Genomic DNA, 11,291 nt, shown 5'->3' with positions numbered 1-11,291 from the left:
ATCTTCAAAGGAATCCATTTATGCCACGTCTCGTAATTCTTGCCGGTGCGGCACTGTTCAGCGTTGCCGGCGGTGTGTCCGCCAGCAGTTTCATCGGTACCACAGATGCCATTGGGGGGTCCCTGGTCAACACCGTCGAGGCCACCAGCGATGCGATTTCCGGTAACGACAAGGTCATCCTGGATGCCCGGGCCGACGCTGCCAGCTTTGTCGGAAGCAATGGCGCGATCCGGGGCGCCTACCTGGAAGCGGCGCTCGTCCACGTCCGTGAACAGCACCCCGGACTCGAGGCCAGTGACATGCAATTGGCCGAGGCCATTCTCGCCCGTTGAGCTTCTCATCCTTCCGTTGGCAGCGCCGCGTGGCGTCGGCGCTGCTGGTTACACTTTTTCTGTCGATCCCTCCCGCCCAGGCGGCCCTTCAACTTGTGCTGGACGGCACCGGCCTGACCGCTGAGCAGCGGCAGGCTTCACAGGCGCTTCTGGATGCCACCCTGGACAGCCTGCCACCCTTGATGCGTGAAACACTGGGGCGACACGTGCCGGTACGCTGGACCCACCGGCTGCCCGAGCAGGTCATCGGCCGCGCCAGCCCCTCGGGGCGGCTGCTGCTCAACGCCCGCTGGCTGGAGGGCCTGACGGGAGGGCCGGTCTCCCCTGCCGGGCGACTGATGCATGCCACGCTGATCCATGAGCTGACCCATTTCTATGACCAGCAACGAGCCTGGAGCGATGCGGAGCGGAGGTTGATCCGCGCCTGCAACCAGCGCCAGCAGATCCAGGGCGATATAGGATTGCCGGCCGAATGCAGGGGGCAGGTCGGGCGGCGCCATACCTTGAGCGACGATCCACGATGGCTGGATCTGGCCGGCTGGCCGCAACGGGTCGGCACCCGGGGCGACCGAGAGGCGGCGAACCATCAACGCCTGCGCAGCCCGGACCCATACGAGTTCACCAACCCTCAGGAATTCCTGGCGGTGAACATGGAGCACTTTCTGCTCGACCCGCAATACGCCTGCCGACGCCCCGCGCTTGCCGCACATCTGCGCCAGCACTTCGGCTGGTCGCCGGCAGCGGACGCGCCCTGCTCCGCCCTGCCTTATGTCAACGCGGCTCTGGACGGCAACGAACCGCCGCTGGGCTGGCTGGACCCGAAACGCCTGTATCAGGCCCATTATCTGCTCGCCGAAGCCGACCACAGCTGGGCCGGTCGCTGGGGGCACAGCATGCTGCGGCTGGTCATCTGCGCCCCCGGGCGCGAGCCCGGACCGGACTGCATGCTTGATCTGCAACATCACCTGGTGTTGTCGTACCGCGCCTTCGTGGACGACGTGCAGCTATCCAGCTGGGATGGGCTTACCGGTGTCTACCCGTCACGCCTGTTCATCCTGCCGCTGCAACGGGTAATCGATGAATATACCCGCACCGAACTGCGCACCCTGTCGTCGGTGCCTTTGCAGCTGACACCTGAGCAGCTGCAAGGGCTGGCCCACCAGGCCGCCACCCAGCACTGGAGCTATGACGGCACCTACTACTTCGTCAACAATAACTGCGCCGTCGAAACCCTCAAGCTGCTGCGCAGCGGGAGCAACCATCCGCAGCTGATCGATCTGGACAGCCAGACGCCCTATGGTCTGCTACGCCTACTGGAAAGCCGCGGCCTGGCTGACGCCCGGCCGCTGCGGGATCCTGTCGAGGCGCTGCGACTTGGTTACCGGTTCGACTCCTACCGCGAGCGTTACGAGCAGTTGTTCTCCATCGTCCGCAGCCACCTGCAAATCCCCTCCGGCAGTTTCAGCGAGTGGCTGGCGCTGACCGCCGAACAGCGCCAGCCGTGGCTCAAGCCCGGAGCTCTGCCACCAACGGCTGCATTGCTGGTACTGGAAAATGCTGCTCTGCGTCAGCATCTGCAGCATATCAAGCAGGATCTCAAGTTGCGCTTTCTGAGCGGCCGTGAGGGGATGGGTGCTTTGCAGGAAGCAGGAGAACTCATGTCAGCCCTGCTGACTGAAAGCGCCTTCCTGAGTCGTCCTGCGGACCTGCTGCCGACCGGCTATGGCCTGCCTCAACCCGAGGAAGCTGCCTTGCTGGAAGAGACGGCATCGACGCGCCGGTCCACGCTGCTGGAAATGACGGACTCGCTGGAGCAGCAGGTGGAAGCGCTGCTGTTGCCGGAACAGAAACTGGAGCTGGATAGAATCAAGGACAATATCACCCTGCTCGGCGATCACCTGCGCCAATTGCACCGGCAATCCGGTGGTCTGGAGTTCTGAATCTCCAGCACGGAAGGAGCAAAGGACACCTTCAGGGAGCCCACGTTTTCCGCGCCAATGAACTTCGCTACCCCCGACGGCCTCCTCCCGCTCACCCGTTTTCCGATCATAGCCGCTGTTGACGGCCTGCAAATGGCCATCGGAACGCAGGCTGTATTCGGCCTTCACATTGTCCAGTCCGCGTTCAAATGAATGATCCAGCCTGGCAATTTCATACCAAGTGCCAAGGTAGCGCGCCACATCGAAGGGTGTAACTGGCTGCACCCCCTTCGGCGGTGAACTGAACATCCGGCCAGCCCCAGCGCCAGCAATCCCATGGTTGGTACCGTGGCGTATTTCGGCTTTCTTGCGAAGCTGGCATGGATGGGCGGGAATATGCTGGCGAATCAGCCGTTCTGATCGAAGGGGAAGAAAATCACGCCGACAAAATAGAATTGCGGACCACGGCTGTAATTGCGGACCAGAACGAAGGAGGATGAAAACGAAAGAACCGCTCTGGAATGGTGCCCGGAGCCGGGGTCGAACCGGCACGAAGGTTACCCTTCGAGGGATTTTAAGTCCGCTGCCATTTCCATATAAATCATGGTCTTATCGCTCTTTTCGTTCCGCATCGTAAGCATTTCAGCCCCGCTGTAGGCCAATAACCGCGCGGGGTCTGAAATAATTGCGGAACAGAATTTCGGAATATTTTCTTCATCAGAAGCTGACGAGCACTTCCTGCGCACGCACCTTTTCGACGCTATGCTTGAGGACAGTTGGCAAAGTGATAGCATGGCCAAAAAGGAGAAAAAAATGCACAGAAAGCAAATAGTCCGGATCATCAACGGTGCTCTGAAAGACCTGCCTAAACGTGGCTCAACATCCCCTTTATACAGATCATACATACGGTCGTTGCTTCCCTATGCAGTGATTCATGAGCAGGCAGAGGACGGCAGCCAAATAACTGTCGTGGTGAACAGGGATTACAAGCCATTGGGTGTTTCTGGGTACCAGGATTTAGTCTCGTATAGCGACTACGTGGGAATTGTAGATAACTCCCTGGTAGACAAACTGAAAATGGTTTTGGGGGGTGACCACCCCAGAGCAGTATTCCTTTACCAAGACGGCAATGCTCCTTGGTTGGCTAAAACGCAGATGGAGTCCTACTTGAAGCGCTTGGACAAACTGCTGGGTTTGCTCCGCAGTTAAAAAGAGTTTCGAGGCCGATTGAGGTGAAATGACCGCAATGGCGGGGGAGTCAGGAATGGCTGCGGAACAGCATTCAAACGTTTCGCCCGCTCTGCCGCCCTTCGAGCGCCCCGCTACTTGCATCCCACCTTCCACAGACCATTCCAATCGGTCGTATATCTCGGGCTCAACAGCTCACGACGCATGCCCCATCCCGGGGTAACCGGCACCCTCGCCGGGCGCAGCGTCCCCCTCCCCCATCTCGCATTGATTTGATCCAGAACTCCCATTACCCGCTCCGATGATTCCGGCTGCTCCTGGGCGAACAGGTCGCCGCTGAATTCCCCACGCTGCCGCAGGTCCATCAGCAGGATCTCGGCTTTGGCGTAGGCGTAGCCGGTGCGGTAGATCGCATCCAGCCCTTGGCTGGCGGCCTTGATGATCAGCCGGGTGTCGTCGGATGGAAACGGCAGCTCGCAGACAATCCCCTTCGCAAACTTCGCCTCGTTCGGGTTGAACATGCCGGTGCGGATACTGACCCGGACCTGCTTGCACAGCGAGCCCTGAGCGCGCAATTTCTCAGCAGCCCGGGCGGCATAGGTGGCTACGGCTTCACGGATCGGCTCGATAGCGTGCAAGCGCTCGCCGAACGCGCGGGATGAGCAGATCTCCTGCTTCGGCTGTGGCTCGTCTTCCAGATCAAGGCAGGGCACGCCGCGCAGTTCGCGGGCGGTTTTCTCAAGGACCACGCTATGCCGCTTGCGCAGGGTCCAGGCATCGGCCTGGGCCAGGTCCCAGGCGGTCTTGATTCCCGCCACGGCCAGATGCTCTTTCATCCGCCGGCCCACGCCCCACACCTCATCAACCGGCATCTTCCTCAGCACCCAGTCGCGGCGCTCTGGCGTGTCCAGATGAACGACCCCGCCGGTGTGCTGCTGCCAGCGCTTCGCCGCGGCGTTGGCCAACTTCGCCAATGTCTTCGTCGGGCCGATCCCGATGCCGGTGGGAATGCCAGTCTGTTTCAGCACCTGGGCGCGGATCTGGCGGGCCAGCTGTTCGGGTCCGCTGATACCGGTGAGGTCAGCGAATGCCTCGTCGATGGAGTACACCTCCAGCGCCGGCACCATGCTCTCGATCACCGTCATCACCCGCTGGCTCATGTCGCCGTACAGCGCATAGTTGCTGGAGAACGCGACGATGCCGTGGCGGCGCACCACGTCCCGGATCTTGTGGTAGGGCTCGCCCATCCGGACATGCGGCTTGGCCTCGGCGCTCCGGGCGATCACGCAGCCGTCGTTGTTGCTCAGCACCACGATGGGCACCCGGCGCAGGTCTGGCCGGAATACCCGTTCGCAGCTCGCATAGAACGAGTTGCAATCAATCAGCGCAATGGCCCGATCAGCCATGGTGGAAGCGCCGCAGACTGCCGGTGACTACGCCCCAGACGTCGAACTCATCCCCCTCCATGATGAATCGGGGCGGGTATTTCGGATTCGCTGACTCCAACACGTACTGTTCCCCGCGCTTCGTCAGCCGCTTCACGCACACCTCCCCGTTCAGGGCGGCAATGACGATGTGGCCGGGTGCCGGATCCAGCTTCCGGTTCACCACCATCACGTCGCCGTCGAATATCCCCACTCCGATCATACTGTCGCCCGACGCCTGGACCAGATAGGCATGCGGCGCGTCCACATCCATCAGCTCATCCAGAGACAGCGGCTGGTCCATGTGATCCTGCGCCGGGCTGGGGAAGCCGGCCGGCACCCGGCATGTATAGAACCGCAATTCGGTGTTCGATCGGGAGATCGGGCCTATGATTACTGCATTGCTACTCATTAGCGTGACTCGCTGGCGTGACTGGATGCGCATACAGTATTTTTATTGGCCGGGATCGTCAATCAGGAGCGGATAGGAGGCGGGCATGTGTGGCAGGTTCGCGCAGTACCGGATTGCTTGGGAATACCTGGAGCCGATCGGCCTGCAGTTGCCGCTGCTTGGCGGCATGGATCCTGAGCCGATCAACCGGTATAACGTCGCGCCGCGGTCGAAGGTGCGCATTCTGCATCAGGACCCGGGCGGGCTGCGGTGGGATCTGGTGCCCTGGGGCTGGGCGCCATTCTGGGCAAGGGGCAAGCGGCCACCGGCGATCAATGCCCGGGGCGAGACAGCGGCCACCGGCAAGTTCTTCAAATCCATCTGGGCAGGCGGCCGGTGCGTGGTCCCGGCTGATGGCTGGTATGAGTGGGTGAAGGATCCTGACGACCCGAAGCAGAAGCAGCCCTACTTCATCCACAGAAAAGATGGGGAGCCGATGTACTTCGCGGCGATTGGTCAGTTCCGGCGGGACGGCGGCGAGCCGCACGAAGGAGACGGGTTCGTTATCATCACAGCGGACAGCGACCAGGGCATGGTGGATATACACGACCGGAAACCAGTCGTGCTATCACCCGAAACCGCAGCAAATTGGCTCGACCCTGAACTGGCCGCAGATGAGGCGGGCGTGATTATAGCGCGGCATGGCGAGCCGGCGGATGTGTTTGAGTGGTACCCGGTGGGCAAGGCGGTGGGGAATGTGAGGAATGAGGGAGGAACGCTGATTGCTATGGCGCCCCACCATGATCAGGGGTAGATTGTCTTCAGTCGAGGCTTGCGGCCGACCACATACAGCTTGATACAGATCCGCCGACCTTTGAGCGCAGCCGCAGACCAGCCGAAGTGGTTTTCTTCTCTGAAGTCAAAGGTTGCCGAGGAGCAGGGCTCTATCCGCAGCTGGATGGGATCCGTGGCGGTGGCAATCGGGGAAAGCTTTCGCCAGAACCAACGTCCTTTCACATAGCTCAGCTCCCAGTGGTCCAAAATAATCGGTCGATCTGAGAGATTCCGAATAAAAATCTGATTGCCTTCGTACTCATTTCCTGTCAGTCGGTAGGATACGTCCAGGCGGAAGCGATGCTGCCAGTATTCCCACAACTTTAAGAGCGCGAGCAGCGTCGATAAGCCTGCGCCCCAGTACGCGATGTAGAGTTCGGCGCTCATCTGAGTCCCTTCTTCGATGTGATGTTGAGATTTGTTTTAACGCGAAGCGCTGATGAAATCAAACCTGCTGCGCCCTAAGCTGGCTCACTCCCTGCCGGCTTTATCGATCCACCCCTGCAAATACTCCAGCTTCTCTCGATCCTCGATCATTCCTCGCCGGATATCCCAAACAGCTCGTCGAGCTGCTGGACTGAGTTCGAGGGAGGCTGCATCGCCCACGCTGCCGGCGCCGGTGGTGGCGGACACGGTTGCATCATTACGGGCAACGATGACGTCGATGCGCAGCCGGCGGCGCTCATCATCAGCATGAGAATACAGATCTTCAAGGCGGCGGTTTTCCTGCAGCGCATGGGATAGCTCCTGGGTGTGCTTGGTGTCGAGTTCGGCCAGGCGCTGGGCCTGTGCCTGTTGTTCGGCCTGCTGCTGCAGGATGGCCCGGGCATTGGCCTCGGCAGTCCGGCGCAGCAGGTCGACGTGCTCGGTGCGCTGCTCGGCCATCTGTTCGCCCATCCGCCAGCCTTGTACAGCCCAGCCAGCGGCACCGGCGACGAGCAGCGCAGCCGCATAGAACCAGCCCTTACGCATTGCGCACCTCCTCGGCCAGCAGATCCGCCAGCACCTCGGCGAGCTGCAATTTCCACCGCTGGTATTTCGCGACGTCATCCGGGTTACTGATGAAGAACAGCTCGACGATGATCCCGCCGCCAGATGACACGAACGCCAGGCGCGAGTGCTGGCCGCTGCCCTCGCCTTTCGCGCCGCGGTTGACGATGCCCAGGGTGTCGCTGATGGCCGTGCAGATCGCCCGGCCCAGCTCCATGTGCTCGGGATGGCTCAGGGTCTCGACGCCGGTGGCGCTGGGCCGGCTGAACGCGTTGCAGTGAAATTCGACGGCAATGTCGTGATCTGCCGCCATCCGCCACGCCCGAGACAGCGGCAGGTTCTCGCCCCGCCCGCCATCCTTGCTGAACTCGATGCCGCGGGCGCGCAGTGCCTCGGCCAGGTAGTCGCGGAACTCCAGCACGATGGCGGCCTCGGTATAACCGTTGCCCACGGCGCCAGGGTCAGATGCCGAGTGACCGGCACTGATGAACAGTGATTTCGTTTGCATGGGATTTCCTGCAGGCAATAAAAAACCCGCCGAAGCGGGTTGGTATCTGAGAGAGTGTCAGGCTGGCGTTGGGTGAATCACTGGCCGGACATAGGAGTAAACCAGGTCGTACACGTCCTCCGCAGCCGCGCGGGCCGCATTCGCCTCCAGATCATTGAAGCTGACCACGGTTGAGCTCAAGCGAAAGTGGGATTTAGCGTTGGCGAACCGCTCGAATATCTCCTTGAGTGCGTTCTGGATCTCGGCCTGACGCTCACCCATTAGCACGTCATCCGCCGCAGTCGGCAGCGTGATGTGATCGAAATGGACGTCAGCGAACCTCGACCTGACAGTGACGGTTACGTAAGGCACCCGGTCCCTTACGCACTTGTGGTACCAGTCCGTGCGCAGCTCGGCTTTGGTGCTGCTTTTCACTTCCAAAAACTTCTGCATGTCCTGCTCCCTTCGCTCGAGCTCCCAATATACGCATCAGCCCAGCCGAAGCTAGCTCCAAGATAACTACGGACTGACAAGGGCCGCGTATGGAATTTGAGACCTAGGACACAGCAGGCCGGCTCCGGCTATGGCACAGTGCAGCTTCCTCAATGGTGGTTGTTGACACCAGCCGGCTCCAGCAGTGCCGGCACCTACTCCGGCCAGCCTGTGTTCAGCATCTCATCTGAATAGGTGCCAGCCTCAACTGCAGCAACCAGCTCTGCCTCCCGATCAAAGCACGCCTGAACATGGGCCCGGATAGCGCTAGCCACTGCAATAACTTGCTGGCCAGAGATAAGCACGAAGCCCCCGGGCGTTTTCCATTGCACGGAGTAGTTCGAGTCGAGCATGGCGGAAACAGCTGCTCCAGTTATCAGCGCCTGGCTCTCCCTGTCGGTCTTGAAGGCCATGCCGTCTACAGCAATGCCTGAGCACTCGGCTTGCCAGCGTCGGCTGGCTATGGCGTCGAGCACCGCATTTTTGTGTTGCCGGGCCTTATCCTCAGCTGTCACCACCTGATTCCAATCGATCACGGCTGGTACTCCTCATCGGTGGGCAGGGTCACCGGGCCGTCCTCAGTGACGATGAGCGGCTCCGGAAATGCGACATGCTTCGGGGGGTTGGGGCCGTGCGGCAGGCGTAGCGTCATGTGCAGCTCCCCGTTGATGCGCTCAACCGGGCCGGAAAACCACCCCGAGCCTATCGCCTCGCGGGGCAAGGTCGCGCCCTCGGGAAGGCTCGAGAAATCAAACACTTCGCCGTTGATATTCACAACATCCTCATGGGCGGTCAAAGTCAGTCTTTCATCGCTCCGCGCCGGCGAAAACTCAATAATCATTTCCATCTCCCTACTGCGACGGCCTCTACATCTGCGTAGGCATTCGATGAAAAAGCTGAGCCGCCTTCATTTCTATAGGCCTGGATGTTCACGCTGGTGGGAAACAATGAATAGTTCTTGTTCAAACTCACCTCGCCAACATTGGGGTAGTTAATTAGGTTGTCCAGATCCATGCTCACGTTCACGCAGGGCAAGGAGATAAAAGCTGCTGGATATGTCCAGGTGCCTCCCAAACGATATGCAGATGCCCAGACAATCCTATGCTTGGTTTTTGTGCAGATCTGCGTTCCATCAGCAAACCGCACATACTCACCGTTGGCATTACTGCCTCGCTCGATGATCGCGCCTGCCGACATATCCCCCACCACGTCAGCCAGTGCAGCATCACCCAGCTCAAGCGCAGCTCTGCCCTGCTCCGCGCTGCCTGTCGCTACCGATTTTCCTGACGGCGAGAAGGGGACCCAGTCTGGATCCAGAGTGCCGGCCGCCCGCGCCTTGGGGATCATCCCCGGCCCCGGGGTTTCCGTCGGCACCAGCCCTTCGGCTTCCTGAACGGCTTGCTCGGCGGCTACCCGGGCCTGGTCGGCCGCGTCTGCGCTGCCTGCTGCATCAGATGCCTTCTGGCTGGCCACCTGTTCAGACTGGGCCGCTGCGGCTGCGCTGGCGGCGGCGTCGGTGGCTGATTGGCCTGAAGCCTGCTCAGACTGAGCTGCGGCATTCGCACTGCCTGCCGAAGCCGTCGCCGACTGGGCCGATGCCTGTTCTGATTGCGCTGCAGCACTGGCGCTGTCGCTGGCCTGGCTGGCGGCCTCGATAGCGTCTCTGGTGGGGTCAAGGACCCAGTCATTCAGCTCGTGGAGGTTCGTCAGGTAGTCACCAATCTCCAATCTCAGGCGATTGAAGGCGTCCGACAAATCCTTGTCGTAACCCAGGACCGGCGCGATCGCATACTGTTTTCCGCTACCGCTGGGCCCGTTGTAGGCAGGCCGGATGGTCAGCTGAGCATTGCTGGCGATGCCAATGACTTCATGCAGCGACTGGCTTCCCTGGATCGTGATGCCATCGCCGATGCGGACATTCTCGATAAAGGCCGTGCCGGTACCGGTGATGACGTTGCTGTCGTTAGTGGCAGCTACTGTGCCTTGTGAGTACCACATTGGACTGTTCCTTTTTGCTGGAATTTGGGCAATGAAAAACCCGCTCGGGGCGGGTTGGCGTGGGGAGTGATGCTTTCAAATCGTCAGTCGGGCTTCTTGATCAGGGCGCACCTCAACGGCATCGCGTATGAATAGTACTCGACACCCTCGCCTGTTTCTTGGAACCACTCCGCCGTGCGGACATGGAAGTATCCGCCCTCGTCTTTGATATCCAGAAACCAGCCCTCCACAAAATAGGCAGTGGACCCGTTGTAATTGATAGACCCGAAGCCGCCGCGTGGCATGAGGTTTTCCACGACAATCAGCCTGCCGGCGGAAGGCGCAACACGCACATAGGGAAGAGTGCCGAGCGGTCCTTTGATGGTTGTGACTTCCACCACATCCTCAACCTGTACCAAGGGCGTCGATGAGTTCAGCACGATGCCGCCGGAAGCATCTTTCAACTCGATGCCAAAACCGGTCGCCGGTGTGCTCGGTCTGACACGGTCCATCAGATAGAACACCGGAGGGCTGCTCGGCGCAGGCAGGTTCCATTGCCTTTCTCTGAACCGGACCTGGATCATCTGCCCGTCAAGGCTGTTGTAGATCCTGTAGTTGCCTCCGATGCCATCGGGTATATGAATCGCGACCATCACCGCATCGGTGAACCTGCCATTAATGTTCTTCTGGTAGTGCCTGTAGGAGCCACCGGCGTTGATCACATCAAAAGGTTCGGCAATCGCGGTGAACCGGTATGGCAGATCGTTGGAGTTGAATACTTCGTGGCGCCTCTCGTTGTTCACGGCAAGACCGATGCTCATGCGTAAAACCCGTAATAAACCTTGGCCGGATGCCGGTAGTAGGTGGTCCCCTCGTAATATCCCGTGTGCTGGATGCGTACTGTCCTGCCCTGAAGCAGGTAGGACTTCGCGCCTTCCAGCACAGAGAGCTTGATGAACGGCTCTTCATCTGTCGGCACGCTGGCAGGCAGTTGAAAGGTAGATTCAAGAATGGATGGGCTGCTGGATGAAGCCGCAGGGAAGCTGATCTCACCCACGATCCTGAAATACTTCCGACCCACCGAAAATACATCACGCCTATTCTCGTCGCGGATCTCGATACCAAAACTCACAGGCAGTCCTCCGTACTTGGCCCCATAGGGTGAAAGTTGCCTTCAAAGGCGTGTCGAAGTTCATGAACGAGGCATTTCGGGTACACCGATCTGCGAATCCACACGTCGCAGTCGCCCTCCCTGCA

Annotated in this window: 15 protein-coding genes and 1 pseudogene; 4 read left to right on the top strand and 12 right to left on the bottom strand. The window is 60.1% G+C overall.

Annotated elements, in window-relative coordinates:
- Positions 1-20: 20 nt before the first annotated feature.
- Together IEW63_RS12485 and IEW63_RS12480 are read left to right on the top strand one after the other, a co-directional pair.
- Complete coding sequence (locus IEW63_RS12485) at positions 21-332, top strand: DUF2388 domain-containing protein (RefSeq protein WP_188636962.1); 312 nt, start codon at positions 21-23, stop codon at positions 330-332.
- A 29-nt stretch (positions 333-361) separates the two neighbouring features.
- Positions 362-2,272 carry a DUF7844 domain-containing protein gene (locus IEW63_RS12480; RefSeq protein ID WP_229710514.1) on the top strand — a complete coding sequence of 637 codons (1,911 nt, stop codon included), beginning with the start codon at positions 362-364 and terminating at the stop codon, positions 2,270-2,272.
- Positions 2,273-2,389: 117 nt separating this feature from the next.
- Here the strand turns inward: IEW63_RS12480 and IEW63_RS14665 are convergent.
- A pseudogene (locus tag IEW63_RS14665) lies at positions 2,390-2,560 on the bottom strand (lipocalin family protein); the annotation flags it as partial.
- 504 nt (positions 2,561-3,064) lie between these two features.
- Here IEW63_RS14665 and IEW63_RS12470 point away from each other — a divergent pair.
- Positions 3,065-3,460 (top strand): hypothetical protein, encoded by a 396-nt coding sequence (locus tag IEW63_RS12470; RefSeq protein WP_188636961.1) that lies wholly within the window; start codon positions 3,065-3,067, stop codon positions 3,458-3,460.
- Positions 3,461-3,573: 113 nt separating this feature from the next.
- Here the strand turns inward: IEW63_RS12470 and umuC are convergent, their stop codons facing one another.
- Positions 3,574-4,845: a translesion error-prone DNA polymerase V subunit UmuC gene (gene umuC, locus IEW63_RS12465; protein ID WP_188636960.1), complete on the bottom strand. Its 1,272-nt coding sequence runs from the start codon at positions 4,843-4,845 to the stop codon at positions 3,574-3,576.
- Positions 4,838-5,275, bottom strand: coding sequence for a LexA family protein (locus IEW63_RS12460; protein WP_188636959.1), 438 nt, complete (start codon positions 5,273-5,275; stop codon positions 4,838-4,840). The genes umuC and IEW63_RS12460 overlap by 8 nt, the downstream gene beginning before the upstream one ends.
- A gap of 85 nt (positions 5,276-5,360) precedes the next feature.
- Here IEW63_RS12460 and IEW63_RS12455 point away from each other — a divergent pair, with 85 nt between their 5' ends.
- Positions 5,361-6,068 (top strand): SOS response-associated peptidase family protein, encoded by a 708-nt coding sequence (locus IEW63_RS12455; RefSeq protein ID WP_188636958.1) that lies wholly within the window; start codon positions 5,361-5,363, stop codon positions 6,066-6,068.
- On the opposite strand, the gene IEW63_RS12450 is transcribed toward IEW63_RS12455, so the two are convergent.
- The 9 genes from IEW63_RS12450 to IEW63_RS12410 all read right to left on the bottom strand — a co-directional run bounded on the left by IEW63_RS12450 (position 6,059) and on the right by IEW63_RS12410 (position 11,166).
- Positions 6,059-6,475, bottom strand: a complete 417-nt coding sequence (locus tag IEW63_RS12450; protein WP_188636957.1) for a hypothetical protein — start codon at positions 6,473-6,475, stop codon at positions 6,059-6,061. The genes IEW63_RS12455 and IEW63_RS12450 overlap by 10 nt on opposite strands.
- 84 nt (positions 6,476-6,559) lie before the next feature.
- Positions 6,560-7,060: a lysis system i-spanin subunit Rz gene (locus IEW63_RS14660; RefSeq protein ID WP_229710507.1), complete on the bottom strand. Its 501-nt coding sequence runs from the start codon at positions 7,058-7,060 to the stop codon at positions 6,560-6,562.
- A complete protein-coding gene (locus tag IEW63_RS12440) occupies positions 7,053-7,586 on the bottom strand; it encodes an N-acetylmuramoyl-L-alanine amidase (RefSeq protein WP_188636955.1) in 534 nt (177 codons plus the stop codon). The genes IEW63_RS14660 and IEW63_RS12440 overlap by 8 nt, the downstream gene beginning before the upstream one ends.
- 57 nt (positions 7,587-7,643) lie before the next feature.
- Positions 7,644-8,018, bottom strand: coding sequence for a hypothetical protein (locus IEW63_RS12435; protein ID WP_188636954.1), 375 nt, complete (start codon positions 8,016-8,018; stop codon positions 7,644-7,646).
- A 194-nt stretch (positions 8,019-8,212) separates the two neighbouring features.
- Positions 8,213-8,593, bottom strand: a complete 381-nt coding sequence (locus tag IEW63_RS12430) for a DUF4376 domain-containing protein (protein ID WP_188636953.1) — start codon at positions 8,591-8,593, stop codon at positions 8,213-8,215.
- Positions 8,590-8,898, bottom strand: coding sequence for a hypothetical protein (locus IEW63_RS12425; RefSeq protein ID WP_188636952.1), 309 nt, complete (start codon positions 8,896-8,898; stop codon positions 8,590-8,592). Before IEW63_RS12425 ends, IEW63_RS12430 begins: the two co-directional genes overlap by 4 nt.
- On the bottom strand, positions 8,895-10,055 hold the full coding sequence (locus IEW63_RS12420) for a hypothetical protein (RefSeq protein ID WP_188637053.1): 1,161 nt from the start codon (positions 10,053-10,055) through the stop codon (positions 8,895-8,897). Before IEW63_RS12420 ends, IEW63_RS12425 begins: the two co-directional genes overlap by 4 nt.
- Positions 10,056-10,138: 83 nt before the next feature.
- Positions 10,139-10,855 carry a hypothetical protein gene (locus IEW63_RS12415; RefSeq protein WP_188636951.1) on the bottom strand — a complete coding sequence of 239 codons (717 nt, stop codon included), beginning with the start codon at positions 10,853-10,855 and terminating at the stop codon, positions 10,139-10,141.
- Positions 10,852-11,166 carry a hypothetical protein gene (locus IEW63_RS12410; protein WP_188636950.1) on the bottom strand — a complete coding sequence of 105 codons (315 nt, stop codon included), beginning with the start codon at positions 11,164-11,166 and terminating at the stop codon, positions 10,852-10,854. The genes IEW63_RS12415 and IEW63_RS12410 overlap by 4 nt, the downstream gene beginning before the upstream one ends.
- Positions 11,167-11,291: the final 125 nt, after the last annotated feature.

Origin of the sequence: Halopseudomonas pertucinogena (genome assembly GCF_014646575.1) — a bacterium.
Taxonomy (GTDB): Bacteria; Pseudomonadota; Gammaproteobacteria; order Pseudomonadales; family Pseudomonadaceae; genus Halopseudomonas; species Halopseudomonas pertucinogena.
Note: the sequence above shows the minus strand (reverse complement) of the source record. Positions and strands in the feature narration are given on the sequence as shown.